This is a genomic window from Homoserinibacter sp. YIM 151385 (assembly GCF_027912415.1).
Lineage (GTDB): Bacteria > Actinomycetota > Actinomycetes > Actinomycetales > Microbacteriaceae > Schumannella.
Genome location: NZ_CP115175.1, coordinates 783,215 through 802,712, shown reverse-complemented (window position 1 = coordinate 802,712; position 19,498 = coordinate 783,215). Strand labels below are relative to the sequence as shown.

Genomic DNA, 19,498 nt, shown 5'->3' with positions numbered 1-19,498 from the left:
ACCCGCATGGCCGACACCGCCCCCACGCCCGCGAGTCCGAACGCCGAGCAGATCGCGGAGGCCGTCCACGCGGCCCTCCCGGCATCCATCGCGGAGCTCTCCCGACTGGTCCGCATCCCCTCCGTCTCCTGGGACGGCTTCGACCCGGCGCACGTGCGCGAGAGCGCCGAGGCGATCGCCCAGCTCGTGCGCGAGCTCGAGCTCTTCGACTCGGTCGAGATCGCGCAGTCGCGCATCGGCGACGGCGAGCAGCTCGGTCAGCCGGCGGTGCTCGCGACCCGAGCCGCGCGCAACGGCGCGCCCACCGTGCTGCTCTACGCCCACCACGACGTCCAGCCTCCCGGCAGGGACGAGGACTGGGCATCGGCGCCCTTCGAGCCGGCCCTGCGCGGCCAGCGCCTCTACGGGCGCGGCGCGGCCGACGACAAGGCGGGCGTGGTCGCGCATCTCGCCGCCATCCGCGCGCTCGTCGCGGCGCGCGGGGCCGACCTCGACCTCGGCATCGTGCTCTTCTTCGAGGGCGAGGAGGAGTTCGGCTCGCGCTCCTTCGCCAACTTCCTCGCCGATCACGAGGCGCAGCTCCGCGCCGACGCGATCGTCGTCGCCGACTCGGGCAACTGGTCGACGAGCGTGCCCGCCCTCACCGTCGGCCTCCGCGGCAACGTGACCTTCCGCCTCACGGTCTCGACGCTCGAGCACGCCTCGCACTCCGGCATGTTCGGCGGCGCCGTCCCCGACGCGATGCTCGCCGCGATCCGCCTCCTCGACACCTTCTGGGATGCGGACGGCTCGGTCGCGGTCGAGGGGATGACGGTGCGGGAGGCCGAGACCCCGGAGTACGACGAGGCGCAGCTCCGCGCCGAGACGGGCCTGCTCGAGGGCGTCTCGCCGATCGGCGACGGCACCATCCTCAGCCGGCTCTGGAACAAGCCGACCGTGACCGTCACGGGCATCGACGCGCCGAGCGTCGTGAACGCCTCGAACACGCTCATCCCCTCCGTCACGGTCAAGGTGAGCGCGCGCGTCGCGCCCGGGCAGCGCTCGGCCGACGCCCACGCGGCGCTCGAGCGCCACATCCGCGCGCACACGCCCTTCGGCGCGCACGTCGAGATCGGCGATGGCGACCAGGGCGACGCCTTCCTCGTCGACACGAGCGGCTGGGCCGTGGGGGAGACCCTCGCGGCGCTCGAGGAGGCCTGGGGAACGGCCCCGGTCGAGATGGGCGTCGGCGGCAGCATCCCGTTCATCTCGGACCTCGTCGCGCGCTTCCCCGAGGCGCAGATCCTCGTGACCGGCGTCGAGGACCCGGACTCCCGCGCGCACAGCCCCAACGAGTCCCTCGACCTCGGGAGCTTCCACCGATCGATCCTCGCGGAGGCGCTGCTGCTCAGCCGCCTCGACGCGCGCCGGCCGTGACCCGGCGTCCCGCGCCCGGGCGAGGTAGAATCGCGCCATGACCGACGCGACCATCGACACCGCGACGCACGGCGTGACCCTCACCGAGGCGGCGAGCACCAAGGTGCGCACGCTCCTCGACCAGGAGGGGCGCGACGACCTGCGACTCCGCATCGCCGTGCAGCCCGGCGGCTGCTCCGGCCTCATCTACCAGCTCTACTTCGACGAGCGCTCGCTCGACGGGGATGTCGTGAAGGACTTCGAGGGCGTCGAGCTCGTCGTCGACCAGATGAGCGTCCCGTACCTCGACGGCGCCTCGATCGACTTCGAGGACACCATCCAGAAGCAGGGCTTCTCGATCGACAACCCCAACGCGCAGGGCAGCTGCGCCTGCGGCGACTCCTTCCACTGAGTCCCGCACCGCGTCCGACGGGCGCCCGGCCATCACGGCCGGGCGCCCGTCCGCGTCTGCGGGGGCGCGCCCGGCGAGTCGACAGCCGTGGCGCGCCGGATTCGGGGCGTCGTCGGAGGCGCGTCTCAGGGTTATAGACTCGGGGGGTACAGCAACCCCCGCATGAGAGGTCTCTGGTGCGTCCGAAACACCGCAGTCGTCTGGCCCGCTGGGCCGTGATCCCGATCGGCGTCGCCGCCGCGATCGCCCTGGCGGGGTGCACCGAGGCGCAGTTGCGCGGGTACCTCCCCGGCGAGCCCGGCGTCACCGACCACACGGACGGCATCACCGCCCTCTGGGTCAACTCCTGGATCGTCCTCCTCGTGGTCGGTCTGGTCACCTGGGGCCTCGTCATCTGGGCCGCGATCGCGTACCGCCGTCGCAAGGGCCAGTCGGGCCTCCCGGTGCAGCTGCGCTACAACATGCCGATCGAGATCTTCTACACGATCGTGCCGCTCATCCTCGTGATCGGCTTCTTCGCCTTCACGGCGCGCGAGCAGACGAAGATCGAGGCCGACAACGACCCCGAAGTCCAGATCGAGGTCTACGGCAAGCGCTGGGCCTGGGACTTCAACTACGTCACCGACGACGTGTACTTCCAGGGCATCCAGGCGCAGACCGACGGCGAGGACGGCCGCGGCGACATCGTCGACGAGACCATCCCCACGCTCTACCTCCCCGTGAACAAGCGCGTCGAGATCAAGATCGAGTCTCGCGACGTCATCCACTCCTTCTGGATCATCGACTTCCTCTACAAGAAGGACATGATCCCGGCGAAGTCCAACTACATGTACTTCGAGCCGCTCAAGGAGGGCACCTACCAGGGCAAGTGCGCCGAGCTCTGCGGCGAGTACCACTCGCTCATGCTGTTCCAGGTGGAGGTCGTCTCGCAGGCCGAGTACGACGCCTACATCGAGGAGCGCCGCGCGGACGGCTTCGAGGGTCAGGTCCCGGCCGAGTACAACACGAACACCAACCTCCCCGGCAACGGCGCGAGCACGACCGAGATCGACTCGCCGCAGCAGACCGGAAGTCAGGACTGAGCATGAGCACGGCAGCCATCACGCCGGCGCGCGAGCGCAAGGGCAACATCATCGTCAAGTGGCTCACCACCACCGACCACAAGACGATCGCATACCTGTACCTGATCACCTCCTTCATCTACTTCTGCATCGGCGGCGTCATGGCGCTCGTCATCCGCGCCGAGCTGTTCACGCCCGGTCTCGACCTCCTCCAGACCCGCGAGCAGTACAACCAGCTCTTCACGATGCACGGCACGATCATGCTGCTCATGTTCGCGACGCCGCTCTTCGCGGGCTTCGCGAACGCGCTCATGCCGCTGCAGATCGGCGCGCCCGATGTCGCCTTCCCGCGGCTCAACGCCTTCGCGTACTGGCTCTACAGCTTCGGATCCCTCATCGCGGTCGCCGGCTTCTTCACGCCGCAGGGCGCCGCGTCCTTCGGCTGGTTCGCCTACGCGCCGCTGTCGAACCAGACCTTCTCGCCCGGACTCGGCGGCAACCTCTGGGTCTTCGGTCTCGCGCTCTCGGGCTTCGGCACGATCCTCGGCGCGGTCAACTTCATCACGACGATCATCACGATGCGCGCGCCCGGCATGACGATGTTCCGCATGCCGATCTTCACGTGGAACATCCTCGTGACCTCGATCCTCGTGCTCCTCGCCTTCCCCGTGCTCGCCGCGGGCCTCTTCGCGCTCGGCGCGGATCGGGTGTTCGGCGCACATCTGCTCGATCCAGCCAACGGCGGCACCATCCTGTGGCAGCACCTGTTCTGGTTCTTCGGGCATCCCGAGGTGTACATCATCGCCCTGCCGTTCTTCGGCATCATCTCCGAGGTGCTCCCGGTCTTCAGCCGGAAGCCGATCTTCGGCTACAAGACCCTCATCTACGCGACGATCGCGATCGCGGCGCTCTCGGTCACGGTGTGGGCGCACCACATGTACGTCACGGGCTCCGTCCTGCTGCCGTTCTTCGCGCTCATGACGATGCTCATCGCGGTCCCGACGGGTGTGAAGATCTTCAACTGGATCGGCACCATGTGGCGAGGATCGGTGACCTTCGAGACGCCGATGCTCTGGGCGATCGGCTTCCTCATCACCTTCACCTTCGGCGGGCTCACGGGCGTCATCCTCGCCTCGCCGCCCCTCGACTTCCACGTCTCCGACACCTACTTCGTCGTCGCGCACTTCCACTACGTGGTCTTCGGCACCGTCGTCTTCGCCATGTTCTCGGGCTTCTACTTCTGGTGGCCCAAGTGGACCGGCAAGATGCTCGATGAGCGTCTCGGGAAGATCCACTTCTGGACGCTGTTCATCGGCTTCCACACGACCTTCCTCGTGCAGCACTGGCTGGGCGTCATCGGGATGCCGCGCCGCTACGCGCAGTACCGCATCGGCGACGACTTCACCTGGATGAACGAGCTCTCGACGGTCGGCGCCATGATCCTCGGGGTCTCGCTGCTGCCCTTCTTCTACAACGTGTGGATCACCGCGCGCCGCGGCGAGAAGGTCACCGTCAACGATCCGTGGGGCTACTCCCGCTCGCTCGAGTGGGCGACCAGCTGCCCGCCGCCGCGCCACAACTTCACGTCGATCCCGCGCATCCGCTCGGAGTCGCCGGCGTTCGACCTCAACCACCCCGAGGCCGGGCCGCAGGTCGGGATCGGACCCGCGAAGGATGCGCCCGAACGACCTGTGCGCGATCTCGAGACCGGAGAGGTGAAGTAGTCCGATGCGCGTCAACATCAACCTCTTCTGGCTCCTCGCGGTGTTCTTCGCGCTCGCGGACGTCGCGTACATCGTCTGGTCGCTCATCGACCACGGCAGCGTCGAGTGGGTCGGCGCGGTGGCCATCGGCCTCTCGGCCGTCCTCTCGGTGTTCCTCGCCTTCTATCTGCGTCTGGTCCGCCGCTCGCAGGGCGGCGAGCTCCCCGAGGACCGCGTCGACGCCGACATCGACGACGGCGACCCCGAGCTCGGGCACTTCAGCCCCTGGAGCTGGTGGCCGATGGTGCTCGCGGGCGCGCTCGCGCTCGTGTTCCTCGGCATGGCCGTCGGCGTGTGGATCGCCCTCATCGGCGCCCCGCTCGTGCTGATCGGCATCGTCGGCTGGAACTACGAGTACTACCGCCGGAACTTCGTCCGCTGATGATCCGCCAGGCGACTGCGGCCGACGCCGACCAGCTCTTCGCACTCGTCGAGCAGCTCGGTCATGCGCTGGAGCCCGATCGCACCGGCTTCGAGCGGGTGCTCGCAGGCTATCTGGCGGGCGAGGAGCCGAGTGTCGTGCTGCTCGTCGCGGAGGAGGGCGATCGCGTCGTCGGCTACGCCATCGTGACGATCGCACCGCTGCTGTCCACGAGCGGCCCCGCGGCGCAGCTGCAGGAGATCGTGGTCGACCGCGGCATCCGCGGCTCCGATCTCGGCACCCAGCTCGTGCGCGCGGTCGAGGAGGAGTGCGTCCGTCGCGGCGTCCGCCAGCTCACCGTCGCCAGCCGGCGCGCCGGCGGGTTCTACGACCGGCTCGGCTATCACGAGAACGCCGAGTACATGCGGCGCTTCTTCGACTGACACGGCACCGCTTGCTGGTGCCGTCGTTCGCGACGACCTGGCGCCCGGCACCTGCACGCCGGGGCTTGCGGCGCGCATCGTGCGTCGACGTCTGGCGGTGTGCGCGTGCACCCCGGATCCGATCGACACCGTCGGGTCCCGCCGGCTGACGCCGATCCGCGTGCCGACCGTGCCTCGAACGCATCGACCGAGGCGCAACCTACGCCTCGGTCGACGCGACGCCGCCTCGGTCGATGCGGACGGCGGGCTGTGCATCGCCGGCTATGTGGCCGAGTGTGCCTGAACAGTCCCGACCGCGAGGGAACGAGCAGGCACGCTCGACGCTGTTCGCGCACGCTCGACCTTGTCGCGGCCGCTCTCGATGTGTGGCACCGCTCGAAGCTGTCTCATGCACACTCGAGGCTCCGGACGCACGCACGCACGCACGCACGCACGCACGCCAGCTCGCGGTGCCGCGGGGGATCGGCGTGTGCTGGTCCGCGACGACGTCCGGCATAGACGACGAGGCCGCCGCGCTCCTAGGGAGTGCGGCGGCCTCGTCGGTCGTGCTGCGGGCTTCGGCCTAGTGGTGGCCGTGCTCGTGCGCCTGCTCGATCTCCGCCTTCGTGACGGGAGCGATGCGGTCCTCGAAGAACCAGCCCGAGAGCGAGGCGCGGAGCCGCTGGCGCACCGTGATGCGACCGCGGGCATCGGGCCGCAGCATGAGCGGCTCGTAGTCGCTGTAGCTCACGAGCTTCCAGCGCTCGTACTCGTCGAGCTCCTTGTGCACCTCGACGAACTCGCCGCCGGGGAGCCGCACAATGCGGCCCGACTCGAAGCCGTGGAGGGCGATCTCGCGATCCTTCTTCTGGAGCGCGATGCAGATGCGCTTCGTCACGATGAAGGCGATGATCGGCCCCACGATGAGGATCGCCTGGATGAGGTGCGTGACCGCCTCGATCGACATCTTGAAGTGGGTCGCGATGAGGTCGGAGCTCGCCGCCGCCCAGAGCGCCGCGTAGAAGGTGACGCCGGCGGCGCCGATGCCCGTGCGAGTCGGGGCGTTGCGCGGACGGTCGGCGATGTGGTGCTCGCGCTTGTCGCCGGTGATCCACGCCTCGATGAAGGGGTAGACGGCGACGGCGCCGAGGAGGCCGATGAGGACCACCATCGGGACGAGCACGTTCATCGACCACACGTAGCCGAAGGTCTCGAACTCCCAGCCCGGCGGCACGAGGCGCAGCGCGCCGTCGGCGAAGCCGATGTACCAGTCGGGCTGTGTTCCCGCGGAGACGGGGGAGGGGTCGTAGGGGCCGTAGTTCCAGATCGGGTTGATCGTGACGGTCGCGGCGATCACCATGATGACGCCGAAGACGATGAAGAAGAACCCGCCGGCCTTCGCGGCGAACACCGGCATGATCGGCGAGCCGACCACGTTGTCGTTCGTGCGGCCGGGGCCGGCGAACTGGGTGTGCTTGTTGACGATGAGCAGCACCATGTGGATGCCGATCATCGCGATGACGATCGCCGGCAGCAGCATGATGTGGAGCACGTAGAGGCGGCCGACGATGTCGACGCCGGGGAACTCGCCGCCGAAGAGGAGGTAGGAGATCCAGGCGCCGATCACGGGCACGCCCTTGATCATGCCGTCGATGATGCGGAGGCCGTTGCCCGAGAGCAGGTCGTCGGGGAGCGAGTAGCCCGTGAAGCCCTCGGCCATCGCGAGGACGAAGAGCACGAAGCCGATCACCCAGTTGATCTCGCGCGGCTTGCGGAAGGCGCCCGTGAAGAACACGCGCAGCATGTGCAGGCCGATGGAGGCGACGAAGAGCAGCGCCGCCCAGTGGTGGACCTGGCGCATCAGCAGGCCGCCGCGGATGTCGAAGCTGATGTCGAGCGTCGACGCCATCGCCGCCGACATCTCGATGCCGCGCAGCGGCGCGTAGGAGCCCTCGTACTCGACCTCGACCATGGAGGCCTGGAAGAAGAAGGTCAGGAAAGTGCCCGAGAGCAGGATGACGACGAAGCTGTAGAGCGCCACCTCGCCGAGCATGAACGACCAGTGGTCGGGGAAGATCTTCCGGCCGAGCTCCTTGACGGCGCCCGAGATGCTCGTGCGCTCATCGATGTAGTTCGCCGCCCAGTTCGTGAAGCGGGTGCCGTTGGAGGCCTGCTGCGGCGCGCTCGCGGGGCCGGCGGCGGCAGGGGCGGCGGCGGGTGCCGCCTTCGTGGTGGTCTGGCCGCTCACTTGTTGCGCTCCCAGAAGCTCGGGCCGACGGGCTCGTGGAAGTCGCTGGTGGCGACCAGGTAGCCCTCCTCGTCGACGGTGATGGGCAGCTGCGGCAGCGGGCGCTTCGCCGGGCCGAAGATGACGGCGGCCTCGCGCTTGATGTCGAACTGCGACTGGTGGCAGGGGCACAGCAGGTGGTGCGTCTGCTGCTCGTAGAGGGCGACCGGGCAGCCGACGTGCGTGCAGATCTTCGAGTACGCGACGATGCCCTGGTAGTTCCAGTCCTCGCGGCCCGCGGAGACCTCGAGGTCCTCGGGCTTGAGGCGCATGAGGAGCACGGCCGCCTTGGCCTTGTCCTCGAGCGGGTGGTGCGACTCCTCGAGGTTCTCGGGGATCACGTGGTAGACCGAGCCGAGCATGACCTCGGAGGCCTTGATGGGCGTCGCGTCGGGGTCGCGGGCGAGGCGCGTGCCCTTCTCCCACATGGTGTGGCGGAGGAGGACGTGCGGGTCGGTCGCGGGGGCGAGGTCGCGGAAGATGACGATGCCGGGCAGCGGGAAGAGCGCGAGCGCGCCGATCAGCGTGTTGCGGATCATCTTCCGGCGCGAGAAGCCGGACTCCTCGTTGCCGAGCTTGAAGATCTCGACCGCGCGGGCGCGCGTCTCCTCGGAGCCGCGGGTGCCGTGGCGCATCTCAACGAGGTCGTGGCCGTCCATGAGGGACTTCGCCCAGTGGACGGCGCCGAAGCCGATGCCGAGGAGGCCGAGCGCGATCCCGAGGCCGAGGAGCAGCGTCATGTTGCGGACCGTCGACGGGTCCTCGCCGTCGAAGGGGATGACGACGTACGCGACGATCGCGGCGACGCTGCCGAGCATCGAGACCCAGAACCAGGCCACGATGCGGCGGCTCGCCGAGCGGTCGTTCTTCGGGTCGAGCTCGGTGACGCGCGGACGGTGCGGCGGGAACCCGGGGTTCTCGATCCGGTCGGAGGCGACGACGGCGGTGCCGGGGGACGCCTCGGGAGGCGTGCTCGTCTCGACGGCGGTGCCGGTGTCGGCGCTGCCCTTGTTCGCCATGCTGTGGTTCCCTCCGTGGGTGTTTCTGCTCGAGCCCTGGGGCCTAGTTCGACTTCGCGGTCAGCCACACGGTGATCGCCACGATGGCGCCGAGGGCGAAGATCCAGACGAAGAGGCCCTCCGACACCGGACCGAGACCGCCGAGGTCCAGACCGCCCGGCGAGGGGTTCGCGTCGAGGTACTTGAGGTACGAGATGATGTCGGCCTTGTTCTCCGGCGTGATGTTCAGGTCGTTGAACACCGGCATGTTCTGGGGGCCGGTCGCCATCGCCTCGTAGATGTGGGCGGGGTCGATGTCCTTGAGGTCCGGGGCGTACTTGCCCTCGGTGAGCGCGCCGCCGGCGCCGGCGACGTTGTGGCACATGGCGCAGTTGATGCGGAACAGCTCGGCGCCGTTCGCGACGTCGCCCTCGCCCGTGAGGTACTCGTCGGCGGGGATCTCCGGGCCGGGGCCGAGCTCGGCGACCCATGCGGCCATGGCGGCCGTCTGCTCCTCGGTGAACTGCACGGGCTTGACCTCGGCCTGCGGGCCCTGGAAGGCCATGGGCATGCGGCCGGTGCCGACCTGGAAGTCGACGGAGGCGGCGCCGACGCCGATGAGGCTGGGGGCGGCGCCCGTGCCCTCGCCCTCGAGGCCGTGGCAGCTGGCGCAGTTCGCGGCGAAGAGCTTGCCGCCCTCGTCGACGAGCTCGGCGGAGGCCGCGCTCGTCTCGGCCGACGCGCTCGCGGTGAAGGTCGCGTACGCGCCGCCGGTGGCGAGCAGCCCGATCACGAGGAGTGCGACGGAGGCCAGCGGCGAGCGGCGCCCTCGGGCGCGGCGCTTCTTGGGGGTCTCGGCGTTCTTCATGCGGTGCGGGTCGATCCGATCTGTGCGGTGCGGTCTGCGGCGGTCGGCGTGGGGCTACTTGAGCACGTAGATGACGAGGAAGAGGCCGATCCAGACCACGTCGACGAAGTGCCAGTAGTAGGAGACGACGATCGCGGTGGTCGCCTCCTTGTGCGTGAAGTGCTTGACGGCGTAGATGCGGCCGATGACGAGCAGGAAGGCGATGAGGCCGCCGGTCACGTGGAGGCCGTGGAAGCCGGTCGTGAGGTAGAAGGCCGAGGCGTAGGCGTCGGACTGCAGGCCGACGTGCTCGGTGACGAGGAGGGCGTACTCGTAGATCTGGCCGGTGACGAAGATCGCGCCCATCGCGAAGGTGAGGTAGAACCACTCGACGGTGCCCCACCGCCAGAACTGGAGCGGACCGCCGGTGCGGCGCGGACGCATCTTCTCGGCGGCGAAGACGCCCATCTGGCAGGTGACCGACGACAGCACCAGGATCGTGGTGTTGGCGAAGGAGTACCAGAAGTTGAGCTTGCCGGTCTGCTCCGCCCACAGCTCGGGGCTCACGGAGCGGAGCGTGAAGTAGATCGCGAACAGCCCCGCGAAGAACATCACCTCGCTGCCGAGCCAGACGATCGTGCCGACGGAGACGGTGTTCGGTCGGTTGATCACGACGTTGCGGGAGGTCACGGCGGCGGTGGTCACCATCCCATTATGCCCCCTGTGAAACGGCCCCCAGTTCCATTCGGCGGGTGTCATGGCTCGACGTCGATACGATTTCGGGCATGGCGACCGATCCGACCTGGCCCGCACTGCTCACCCGGCTCCTGGAGGGCGAGGATCTCGCGATCTCGGAGGCGTCCTGGGCGATGGAGCAGGTCATGCGCGGCGAGGCCTCGGCCGCGCAGCTGGGCGCGTTCCTCGTGGCGCTGCGGGCGAAGGGCGAGACGGTCGACGAGATCGTGGGCTTCCGCGACGCGATCCTCGCGCATGCGCGGCCGCTCGCCGTCGACCCGATGGCGGTCGACATCGTGGGGACGGGCGGCGACCGCTTCGGCACCGTCAACGTCTCGACGATGGCGTCGATCGTGGTGGCCGCGACGGGCGTGCCGGTCGTGAAGCACGGCAACCGGGCCGCATCCAGCTCTTCAGGCTCCTCCGACGTGCTCGGCGCGCTGGGGCTCGACCTGTCGATGGAGCCGGGTCGCGTCGCGGAGGTGCTCCGCGAGGTGGGCATCACCTTCGCGTTCGCCTCGGCCTTCCACCCCGGGTTCCAGCACGCCGGGGCGGTGCGCCGGGAGCTCGGCATCCCCACGGTCTTCAACTTCCTCGGGCCCCTCTGCAACCCGGCGCGTCCGGAGGCGAGCGCGGTGGGCGTCGCCTCGCTCGAGAAGGTGCCGCTCATCGTCGGCGTGTTCCAGACGCGCGGCGCGACCGCGCTCGTCTTCCGCGGCGACGACGGGCTCGACGAGCTCACGACGACGGGTCACAGCCACGTCTGGGAGGTCTCGCGCGGCTCGGTGACGGAGCACGACCTCGACCCGGCGGATCTCGGCATCCCGCGCGCCCGCATCGAGGAGCTGCGCGGCGGCGACGCGGCGCACAACGCGGAGATCGTGCACCGCGTGCTCGCGGGGGAGCCCGGCCCGGTGCGCGACATCGTGCTGCTCAACGCGGCGGCGGGGCTCGTCGCCTACCGGCTCGCCGAGGACCACGAGACGGGCGAGCAGGACATCCGCGCGCGGTTCCGGGCGGGGATCGCGGACGCGGCGCGCGCGATCGACTCGGGGGAGGCGGCGGCGAAGCTCGCGACCTGGGTCGGCGCGACGGGCGCCTGAGCCCGCCCGCATCCCCGCCCACCGGTGCCCCGGCCCTCGGCGCCCCGCACATGGCACGGCGCCCCGGACATGTCCGGGGCGCCGTGTCCGGCGCTGGAGCGCCGGGGTGATGCGAGCTACTGCACGTCGTCGTCGACCCAGTCGAAGGTCTTCGTGACGGCCTTCTTCCAGAGGCGCAGCTGGCGGTCGCGCTCGTCCGCGTCGAGCTCGGGCTTCCAGCGCTTGTCCTCCTGCCAGTTCTTCGCCAGGTCCTCGAGCCCGGACCAGAAGCCGACCGCGAGGCCGGCCGCGTAGGCCGCGCCGAGCGCCGTCGTCTCCGCGACGACGGGGCGCACGACCTCGACCCCCAGGATGTCGGCCTGGAACTGCATGAGCGCGTCGTTCGCGACCATGCCGCCGTCGACCTTGAGCTCCGCGAGCTCGACCCCGGAGTCCGCGTTGACGGCCTCCACGATCTCGGCCGTCTGGAATGCGGTCGCCTCGAGCGCGGCACGGGCGATGTGCCCCTTGTTCACGAAGCGCGTGAGGCCCACGATGGCGCCGCGCGCATCCGCCCGCCAGTAGGGCGCGAAGAGCCCGGAGAACGCGGGCACGATGTAGACCCCGCCGTTGTCCTCGACCGTCTCGGCGAGCTTCTCGACCTCCGGGGCGGAGGAGATGAGGCCGATGTTGTCGCGCAGCCACTGGATGAGGGAGCCCGTGACCGCGATGGAGCCCTCGAGCGCGTAGTGCGTCGGCTGGTCGCCGAGCTTGTAGCCCACGGTGGTCAGGAGGCCGTTCTTCGAGTGGACGATCTCGGTGTCCGTGTTGAAGATGAGGAAGTTGCCGGTGCCGTAGGTGTTCTTCGACTCGCCCTGCTCGAAGGCGGCCTGGCCGAAGGTCGCCGCCTGCTGGTCGCCGAGGATGCCGGCCACGGGGACCTCGCGCAGCAGCGAGGAGGCCTCCACGGTGCCGTAGACCTCGGAGGAGGAGCGGATCTCGGGCATCATCGACCGCGGCACCCCGAAGTCGGCGAGGATGTCGTCCCGCCATTCGAGGCTCTCGAGGTCCATGAAGAGGGTGCGCGAGGCGTTCGTGACGTCGGTCGCGTGGACGCCGCCGTCGGTGCCGCCCGTCAGGTTCCAGAGCACCCAGCAGTCGGTGGTGCCGAAGAGCAGGTCGCCCGCCTCGGCCTTCTCGCGTGCGCCGTCGACGTTGTCGAGGATCCACTTGATCTTCGTGCCCGAGAAGTAGGTCGCGAGCGGGAGGCCCACGATCTTCTTGTACTTCTCGACGTCGCCGCCCGCGAGCTCGTCGACGATCGACTGCGTGCGGGTGTCCTGCCAGACGATCGCGTTGTAGACGGGCTCGCCGGTCGTCTTGTCCCAGACGACCGCGGTCTCGCGCTGGTTCGTGATGCCGACGGCCTTCACGTCGTGGCGCGTGATGTCGGCCTTCGAGAGGGCCTGGCCGATGACCTCCCGCGTGTTGTCCCAGATCTGCTTCGGGTCGTGCTCGACCCAGCCCGGCTTCGGGAAGATCTGGTCGTGCTCGAGCTGGCCGGTCGAGATGATCGACCCGCTGTGGTCGAAGACGATCGCGCGGGTGCTCGTGGTGCCCTGGTCGATCGCGACGATGTACTCAGCCATGTCGGCTTCGCTCCTTTGCGTGGTGGGGGTGGGGGTGGGGATGCCGGGCGGCGTCCCGCTCAGAGGCCGGTCGGCAGGAGGAGCCCGACGTCGGCGGTGCCGGCGAGGAGGCCGGCGATGACGCCGCCGATGATGGGGCCGACGACGGGGATCCAGCTGTAGCCCCAGTCGCTCGAGCCCTTGCCCTTGATGGGGAGGATCGCGTGGGCGATGCGGGGTCCGAGGTCGCGCGCGGGGTTGATGGCGTAGCCCGTCGGGCCGCCGAGGGACGCGCCGATGCCGACGACGAGGAGGGCGACGGGCAGCGCGCCGAGCGCGGCGAGGCCGGCGGGGGACCCGCCCTCGGCGATGTTGAGCTGGCGGCCGAATCCGATGACGACGAAGACGAGCACGAAGGTCGCGATGATCTCGGTCACGAGGTTCCAGCCGGAGGAGCGGATGCCGGGGCCGGTCGAGAAGACGCCGAGCTTCGCGGCGGGCTCGGGCTCGTCGTCGAAGTGCTGCTTGTAGGCGAGCCAGCAGAGGACGGCGCCGATGATCGCGCCGAGCAGCTGGGCGAGGATGTAGACGAGGACGCCGCCGATGCCGCCCGAGATGGCGGCGCCGCTGGCGAGGAGGCCGAGGGTGACCGCCGGGTTGAGGTGCGCGCCCGAGGCGTACGAGACGGTGACGCCCGCGAAGACCGCGAGGCCCCAGCCGAAGTTGACGAGCAGGAACCCGCCCCCGTTGCCCTTCGTCTTCGCGAGGGCGACGTTCGCGACGACGCCGCAGCCGAGCAGCACGAGCATCGCGGTCCCCACGAGCTCCGAGAGGAAGATCACTCCCAGGTTGACGTCCACACTGACCTCCTGTGCGAGGGGGCGTCCTGACGAGGGTCGGGATCCTCGCCCGCTCTTCCTCACACCATAGACCGGACCTCCGCCCAGGGGACAGAGCCGATCGCGCCGCCGGACGGACGCCGGAGCCGGGCCCGGGCCGCACCTTCCCCAGGGCGCTCCGGCGGGGCTAGGTTGATTCCGAGAGCGGTTCCGGATCAGCGCGGATCGACCCTCCAGCGCACCCCCGCCGCGGAGAGGACAGCAGTGAAGAAGCTCATCAACGACCCGAAGGACGTCGTCGCCGAGGCCCTCCATGGCATCGCGCTCGCGCATCCCGACCTCCTCTCGGTCGTCCACGATCCGGCGTTCATCCACCGCGCGGACGCCCCGGTGCGGGGCAAGGTCGGCATCGTCTCCGGCGGCGGCAGCGGCCACGAGCCGCTCCACGGCGGCTTCGTCGGCCACGGCATGCTCGACGCGGCGGTCCCGGGCCCCGTCTTCACCTCGCCCACGCCCGATCCGATCGTCGCGGCGACGAAGGCCGTCGACGGCGGGAAGGGCGTCCTCCACATCGTGAAGAACTACACGGGCGACGTGCTCAACTTCGAGACCGCCGCCGATCTCGCCGCCGCTGACGGCGTCGAGGTGCGCAGCGTCGTCATCGACGACGACGTCGCCGTGAAGGACTCGCTCTACACGGCGGGCCGGCGCGGTGTCGCGGGCACCGTGCTCGTCGAGAAGATCGCGGGGGCGGCCGCGGAGCGCGGCGACGAGCTGGACGCCGTCGCCGGCATCGCCGAGAAGGTCAACGCGGGCGTGCGGACGATGGGCATGGCGCTCGCGCCCTGCACCGTCCCGCACGCGGGGGAGCCGAGCTTCACGCTCGCCGAGGACGAGATCGAGATCGGCATCGGCATCCACGGCGAGCCCGGGCGCGAGCGGATCAGGCTCGAGCCGGCCGACGCGATCGTGGACCGCCTGCTGGGGCCGATCCTCGAGGACCTGTCCTTCGCATCCGGCGACCGCGTCCTGCTCTTCGTGAACGGGATGGGCGGCACGCCGCTCGTCGAGCTCTACATCGCGTTCCGCCGCGCCGCCGAGGTGCTCGCGGAGCGCGGGATGCAGGTGGAGCGCTCGCTCGTCGGCAGCTACACGACCAGCCTCGAGATGCAGGGCTTCTCGATCTCGGTGCTCCGGCTCGACGACGAGCTCGTGGAGCTGTGGGATGCGCCGGTCGAGACGGCGGCGCTGCGCTGGGGTCGCTGAACGGATTCGATGACGGGCGGCCAGACCGCCCGGGAGGGAGCACGGCATGGGACTGGCACGCGACTGGGCGGTCGACTGGATCCGACGGAGTGCGGCGGTCGTCGCCGAGCACCGCGGCGAGCTGGTGACGCTCGACCGCGAGATCGGCGACGGCGACCACGGCGAGAACATGGACCGCGGCTTCCAGGCCGTCGTGCAGAAGCTCGAGACGACAGAGGACGCGGGCACCCCCGGCGAGGTCCTCAAGCTCGCCGCGACGACGCTCATCTCGACGGTCGGCGGCGCCTCGGGGCCGCTCTACGGCACCGCCTTCCTCAAGGGCGCGGGCGCGGTCGGCGATGTCGAGGAGCTCGACGCCTCGGCGCTCGCCGCGATGCTCGAGGCCGCACGCGACGGGATCGTGCTCCGCGGGAAGGCGGAGGTCGGCGACAAGACGATGGTCGACGCCTGGACGCCGGCCGTGGATGCGGCGGCGGCGGCCGCCTCGAGCGGACTCGCCCCGGCGGCGGTGCTGCGCGCCGCGGCCGACGCCGCGCAGACCGGCTCCGAGTCGACCGACCCGCTCGTGGCGCGCAAGGGCCGGGCGAGCTACCTCGGCGAGCGGGCCGTCGGGCACCGCGACCCGGGCTCGGTGTCGACGGCGCTCATCCTGGCGGCGGCGGCGGACGCGGCCGAGGCGCTCGCGTGAGCGTCGGCCTCCTCGTCGTCTCGCACAGCGCCGCGATCGCCGCGGGCGTCGTCGAGCTCGCCGGGCAGATGGCGGAGGGCGTGGTGATCGCGGCGGCCGGGGGCACGGACGAGGGCGGGATCGGCACGAGCTTCGATCTCGTCTCGGCGGGGCTCGCGGCGGCGGACTCGGGCGAGGGGGTCGTCGTCCTCTGCGATCTCGGCTCCGCGGTCCTCACGGCGGAGACCGCGCTCGACTTCCTCGACGAGGAGGCGCGCGAGCGCGTCCGGATCGCGGACGCGCCGATCGTCGAGGGCGCGGTCGCGGCGGCGGTCGCGTCGCGCACGGGCGCGGGGCTCGAGGGCGTCCTCGCGGCGGCCGAGTCGGCGCGGGCGGTCGAGGTGGACGGCCCTCCGGCGGCGTCGGCTGCGGGTTCCGCGCCCGGGCCTGCGGAGGTCCTCGAGCGGCGCGCGACGCTCGTCAACCGCTCCGGCCTCCACGCGCGTCCGGCCGCCGAGTTCGTCAAGACGGCGGCGTCGTTCGATGCGCGCATCACGGTGCAGGGGGTGGATGCGACGAGCCTGCTCCGCATCATGTCGCTCGGCCTGGGCGCGGGCACCGAGCTCGAGCTCACGGCCCAGGGCTCCGATGCGGCGCCGGCGCTCGACGCGCTCGTGGCGCTCGTCGACTCCGGCTTCGGCGAGGACTGACCCACCCCGAGGTGGGTTTCTCCGCATCCGCCGCGAGGATCCTCGCGGCGGATGCGGAGAAACCCACCTCGGGGAGGTCAGGGGCGCTCCGCGCCGCCCTCGACGTGGATGCGACGGCCCTCGTGGTCGAAGATGCTGAGCAGCTCGACGGGCTCGGGACCGGCGCTGCCGAGCCAGTGCGGCGTCGCGGTGTCGAACTCGGCGGCCTCCCCGGGCCCGAGCTCCGTCGACTCGCCCGCGAGGTGCAGCTCGAGGCGCCCCGAGATGACGTAGCACCACTCCCAGCCGCGGTGGGTGCGCGGCCGGACGCGCTCGTCGGCGCGCCGCGGCGGGATCACGACCTTGCAGGCCTCGACGCCGAGGCTGCGGCCCCCGAGCGGCAGGTAGATGCGCCCACCGCGGCGGACCGGGCGAGGGTGGATGCGGGGGTCGCCCGAGCCGGGCGCCCCGACGAGCTCGTCGAGCGGCACCCGGTAGAGCCGGGCGAGGGGGAGCAGCAGCTCGAGGCTCGCGCGCCGACCCCCGGATTCCAGCCGGGACAGCGTCGAGGAGGAGATGCCGGTCGCGGCGGAGACCTCGGCGAGGGTGAGTCCGCGGCGTCCCCGGATCTCGCGCAGCCTCGGGCCGACATGATCCAGGGCGGTCTCGAGCTCGGCGTCCACGGCGTCCTCCTCGTTTGCGGTTCCGGCAAGCAAGCTTGCCACGGCGGCGAGGCGGCTCGCAGGCTGGAGCCATGGAGAATCTGTTCGACGTCATCGTGATCGGCGGCGGCAGCGCCGGCCTCAGCGCGGCCCTCGGTCTGGGCCGCGCCCGCCGACGGGTGCTCGTCCTCGACGGCGGCTCGCCCCGCAACGGGGTCGCCGCCCACATGCACAACGTGCTCGGCCACGACGGACGCCCGCCCGCCGAGCTGCTGGAGTCGGGCCGCGCCGAGCTCGCGCGCTACGGCATCGAGGTGCGTCGGGCGGAGGTCGACGCCGTCGAGCCGATCCCCGCGGAGGAGCCCCGCTTCGCGGTCCTCGCCGCGGGGACCCGCCTCGAGGCGCGCCGCCTCGTCGTCGCCACCGGCATCCGCGATCGTCTTCCGGAGACGCCGGGCCTCGCGGAGGCCTGGGGTCGCGGCGTGGTCGTCTGCCCGTACTGCGACGGCTGGGAGGTGCGCGACCAGCCGATCGCGGTGCTCGCCTCCTCGCCGCAGAGCGCCCACCAGATCCAGATGCTCCGGCAGTGGTCGGCCGACCTCGTCTACCTGCTCGACGGGCAGCCGGAGCCGGACGCGGAGCTCGCCCGAGCGCTCGCGGCGCGCGGCGTCAGGGTCGAGCGTGAGCGGATCGCTCAGGTCGATGGGGACGACTGGAGCGACGACGCGCCCGCGATCTCGGCGCACCTCGCCGACGGGCGCGTGCTCGAGCTCGCGCGCATCTTCACCATGCCGGCGTCCGAGCCGCGCGACGCCATCCTCCGGGGCCTCGGGGCGGAGCCCGGCGAGGACTTCGGTCCCGCCTTCGTCCGGGTCGATGCCACCGGCCGCACCAGCGTGCCCGGCGTCTGGGCGGCGGGGAACGTCATCAACCCGGGTGCGAGCGTCGCGATCGCGATCGGCCAGGGAGCGATGGCGGGCGGCATGGTGAACGCCGACCTCATCGCCGAGGACACGCGGGCGGCGCTCGCGGCGACTGAGGCCGGCTGAGCGGCGCGGGCTCGTCGCCCATCGCCGCGCATGCGCGGCTCAGCCGATCGACGACACGCGCTCAGAGCGACGGCACCGCCTGCCCCGCGAGGAGCAGCGTCGGCACGAGCAGCAGCCCGGCGGCGAGGGCGCCGACCGCGATCCGGGCCGCGAGGGGGAGCGGGGCGGCGCCGATCCGCTCGATGCGGATGCGGGCGGTGGCCGCCGATTCGCGGCCGGGCGCGGCGACGAGCGCGATCGCGCGGCGGAGGGCGCCGGCGGAGGCGGTCCGGAGCGCCCGGTCGTCGGCGAGGAGCTCGACGAGGAGGGCGACCTCCCGGCGGGCGACCGAGGCGATCGGGAACCAGGGCAGCGAGAGCGACCAGGCCTGGAAGGAGGTCGTGAGCAGGTGGTGCCGCTGCTCGAGGTGCGCGCGCTCGTGGGCGATGACGGCCTCGAGCTCGCCCTCGTCGAGGAGGTCGACGAGCCCGGCCGAGACGACCGTGAGGGAGTCGGCCCCGTCGCCCGGGACGCAGTACGCGACGGGCGCGGGGTCGTCGATGACACGGGCGTCCGCCCGCAGCGGCGAGCTGAGGAGCTGCGCGAGCGCGCGGTGTCGGGCCCGCTCCCGGTACCCGGCGGCGGTCGTCAGCACGAGGGTGAGGAGGAGGTGCGCGAGCAGGAGGGCCGCGGAGCCGAGCGCGACGGTCGGCACGACGGCCGCGCCGGAGCCGGACCGGACCGCCTCGGCGAGGCCGGCCGCGGCATCCAGCAGGTCGTCGCCGAAGGGGGAGAGGCCGAGCACGGCGAGCGAGCCGATCATGGAGAGCCCGCCGGAGAGGGCGATGGCCTGCCAGAGCAGGGTCGCGCTGGCGGGCGCGCGGCGCGTCCAGGCGGCGCGCGAGAGCGCCACCGGCACGGGCACGGCGAGCGCGATCGCGAGGGCGGCGAGCGCGGCGGCGGCGAGGATCACGTCAGGTGCGCGGGGCGCCGAGTGCCCGGCGGAGCTGCTCGGCCTCGTCGGCGGGGATGGAGCCGATGAAGCGGGCGAGGGCGGCGACGCGGTCGGGTGCGGCGTCGAGGACCTCGTTCATGAGCTCGGCGACGTGCGCCTCGCGCGCGGCGACCGCCGTGTAGCGGTGCGGCCTCGCCGTGCGCTCGCGGACGACGAGCCCCTTCTTCTCGAGCCGCGAGAGCACCGTGAGGATGGTCGTCGGGGCGAGCTGCCGGCTCTCGCCGCCGGGGAGGCGCTCGAGCAGCTCGTACGCGGAGAGCGCCGCGCCGCTGTCCCAGAGCTGGTCCATGAGGGCGCGCTCGAGGTCTCCGAGGACTGCCATGCCGATGATCCTACGCGAT

The 19,498-nt window shown here is 71.2% G+C and carries 20 protein-coding genes; 11 read left to right on the top strand and 9 right to left on the bottom strand.

Features of this window, described 5'->3' with window-relative positions:
* Positions 1 to 6: 6 nt before the first annotated feature.
* The 6 genes from OF852_RS03845 (at position 7) to OF852_RS03820 (ending at position 5,435) form a co-directional block, all read left to right on the top strand.
* Positions 7 to 1,416, top strand: a complete 1,410-nt coding sequence (locus OF852_RS03845; RefSeq protein ID WP_271120487.1) for a dipeptidase — start codon at positions 7 to 9, stop codon at positions 1,414 to 1,416.
* A gap of 37 nt (positions 1,417 to 1,453) precedes the next feature.
* The gene (locus OF852_RS03840; RefSeq protein ID WP_271120486.1) at positions 1,454 to 1,807 is read left to right on the top strand and encodes a HesB/IscA family protein; all 354 of its coding nucleotides are present in this window, start codon (positions 1,454 to 1,456) and stop codon (positions 1,805 to 1,807) included.
* Positions 1,808 to 1,983: 176 nt separating this feature from the next.
* Positions 1,984 to 2,889 (top strand): aa3-type cytochrome oxidase subunit II, encoded by a 906-nt coding sequence (ctaC, locus tag OF852_RS03835; protein WP_271120485.1) that lies wholly within the window; start codon positions 1,984 to 1,986, stop codon positions 2,887 to 2,889.
* A gap of 2 nt (positions 2,890 to 2,891) precedes the next feature.
* Positions 2,892 to 4,592 (top strand): aa3-type cytochrome oxidase subunit I, encoded by a 1,701-nt coding sequence (gene ctaD, locus OF852_RS03830; RefSeq protein WP_271120484.1) that lies wholly within the window; start codon positions 2,892 to 2,894, stop codon positions 4,590 to 4,592.
* Between the two features lie 4 nt (positions 4,593 to 4,596).
* On the top strand, positions 4,597 to 5,013 hold the full coding sequence (locus OF852_RS03825; RefSeq protein WP_271120483.1) for a cytochrome c oxidase subunit 4: 417 nt from the start codon (positions 4,597 to 4,599) through the stop codon (positions 5,011 to 5,013).
* Positions 5,013 to 5,435, top strand: a complete 423-nt coding sequence (locus OF852_RS03820; protein WP_271120482.1) for a GNAT family N-acetyltransferase — start codon at positions 5,013 to 5,015, stop codon at positions 5,433 to 5,435. Before OF852_RS03825 ends, OF852_RS03820 begins: the two co-directional genes overlap by 1 nt.
* 562 nt (positions 5,436 to 5,997) lie before the next feature.
* On the opposite strand, the gene qcrB is transcribed toward OF852_RS03820, so the two are convergent.
* Genes qcrB through ctaE form a run of 4 tightly spaced genes read right to left on the bottom strand, consistent with a single transcriptional unit; the run spans position 5,998 to position 10,254 of the window.
* Positions 5,998 to 7,662 (bottom strand): cytochrome bc1 complex cytochrome b subunit, encoded by a 1,665-nt coding sequence (qcrB, locus tag OF852_RS03815; RefSeq protein ID WP_271120481.1) that lies wholly within the window; start codon positions 7,660 to 7,662, stop codon positions 5,998 to 6,000.
* Positions 7,659 to 8,720 carry a cytochrome bc1 complex Rieske iron-sulfur subunit gene (gene qcrA / locus OF852_RS03810; RefSeq protein WP_271120480.1) on the bottom strand — a complete coding sequence of 354 codons (1,062 nt, stop codon included), beginning with the start codon at positions 8,718 to 8,720 and terminating at the stop codon, positions 7,659 to 7,661. Before qcrA ends, qcrB begins: the two co-directional genes overlap by 4 nt.
* 43 nt (positions 8,721 to 8,763) lie before the next feature.
* Positions 8,764 to 9,567, bottom strand: coding sequence for a cytochrome bc1 complex diheme cytochrome c subunit (gene qcrC, locus OF852_RS03805; RefSeq protein WP_271120479.1), 804 nt, complete (start codon positions 9,565 to 9,567; stop codon positions 8,764 to 8,766).
* Positions 9,568 to 9,621: 54 nt separating this feature from the next.
* Positions 9,622 to 10,254 carry an aa3-type cytochrome oxidase subunit III gene (ctaE, locus tag OF852_RS03800; protein ID WP_271120478.1) on the bottom strand — a complete coding sequence of 211 codons (633 nt, stop codon included), beginning with the start codon at positions 10,252 to 10,254 and terminating at the stop codon, positions 9,622 to 9,624.
* Between the two features lie 77 nt (positions 10,255 to 10,331).
* On the opposite strand from ctaE, the gene trpD reads away from it, so the two are divergent.
* Positions 10,332 to 11,384 carry an anthranilate phosphoribosyltransferase gene (gene trpD / locus OF852_RS03795; RefSeq protein ID WP_271120477.1) on the top strand — a complete coding sequence of 351 codons (1,053 nt, stop codon included), beginning with the start codon at positions 10,332 to 10,334 and terminating at the stop codon, positions 11,382 to 11,384.
* Between the two features lie 116 nt (positions 11,385 to 11,500).
* On the opposite strand, the gene glpK is transcribed toward trpD, so the two are convergent.
* Together glpK and OF852_RS03785 are read right to left on the bottom strand one after the other, a co-directional pair.
* Positions 11,501 to 13,012: a glycerol kinase GlpK gene (glpK, locus tag OF852_RS03790; RefSeq protein WP_271120476.1), complete on the bottom strand. Its 1,512-nt coding sequence runs from the start codon at positions 13,010 to 13,012 to the stop codon at positions 11,501 to 11,503.
* A 59-nt stretch (positions 13,013 to 13,071) separates the two neighbouring features.
* A complete protein-coding gene (locus tag OF852_RS03785; RefSeq protein WP_271121108.1) occupies positions 13,072 to 13,800 on the bottom strand; it encodes an MIP/aquaporin family protein in 729 nt (242 codons plus the stop codon).
* Positions 13,801 to 14,094: 294 nt separating this feature from the next.
* On the opposite strand from OF852_RS03785, the gene dhaK reads away from it, so the two are divergent.
* Genes dhaK through dhaM form a run of 3 tightly spaced genes read left to right on the top strand, consistent with a single transcriptional unit; the run spans position 14,095 to position 16,473 of the window.
* The gene (gene dhaK / locus OF852_RS03780; protein WP_271120475.1) at positions 14,095 to 15,096 is read left to right on the top strand and encodes a dihydroxyacetone kinase subunit DhaK; all 1,002 of its coding nucleotides are present in this window, start codon (positions 14,095 to 14,097) and stop codon (positions 15,094 to 15,096) included.
* A gap of 46 nt (positions 15,097 to 15,142) precedes the next feature.
* A complete protein-coding gene (gene dhaL / locus OF852_RS03775) occupies positions 15,143 to 15,784 on the top strand; it encodes a dihydroxyacetone kinase subunit DhaL (RefSeq protein WP_271120474.1) in 642 nt (213 codons plus the stop codon).
* Complete coding sequence (gene dhaM, locus OF852_RS03770; RefSeq protein ID WP_271120473.1) at positions 15,781 to 16,473, top strand: dihydroxyacetone kinase phosphoryl donor subunit DhaM; 693 nt, start codon at positions 15,781 to 15,783, stop codon at positions 16,471 to 16,473. The genes dhaL and dhaM overlap by 4 nt, the downstream gene beginning before the upstream one ends.
* A 77-nt stretch (positions 16,474 to 16,550) precedes the next feature.
* On the opposite strand, the gene OF852_RS03765 is transcribed toward dhaM, so the two are convergent.
* Positions 16,551 to 17,135 (bottom strand): helix-turn-helix domain-containing protein, encoded by a 585-nt coding sequence (locus OF852_RS03765; protein WP_271120472.1) that lies wholly within the window; start codon positions 17,133 to 17,135, stop codon positions 16,551 to 16,553.
* A gap of 71 nt (positions 17,136 to 17,206) precedes the next feature.
* Here OF852_RS03765 and OF852_RS03760 point away from each other — a divergent pair, with 71 nt between their 5' ends.
* On the top strand, positions 17,207 to 18,163 hold the full coding sequence (locus OF852_RS03760; RefSeq protein WP_271120471.1) for an NAD(P)/FAD-dependent oxidoreductase: 957 nt from the start codon (positions 17,207 to 17,209) through the stop codon (positions 18,161 to 18,163).
* A gap of 61 nt (positions 18,164 to 18,224) precedes the next feature.
* Here the strand turns inward: OF852_RS03760 and OF852_RS03755 are convergent, their stop codons facing one another.
* Positions 18,225 to 19,115 (bottom strand): M56 family metallopeptidase, encoded by an 891-nt coding sequence (locus tag OF852_RS03755; RefSeq protein WP_271120470.1) that lies wholly within the window; start codon positions 19,113 to 19,115, stop codon positions 18,225 to 18,227.
* Position 19,116: 1 nt separating this feature from the next.
* Positions 19,117 to 19,479 carry a BlaI/MecI/CopY family transcriptional regulator gene (locus OF852_RS03750; protein ID WP_271120469.1) on the bottom strand — a complete coding sequence of 121 codons (363 nt, stop codon included), beginning with the start codon at positions 19,477 to 19,479 and terminating at the stop codon, positions 19,117 to 19,119.
* Positions 19,480 to 19,498: the final 19 nt, after the last annotated feature.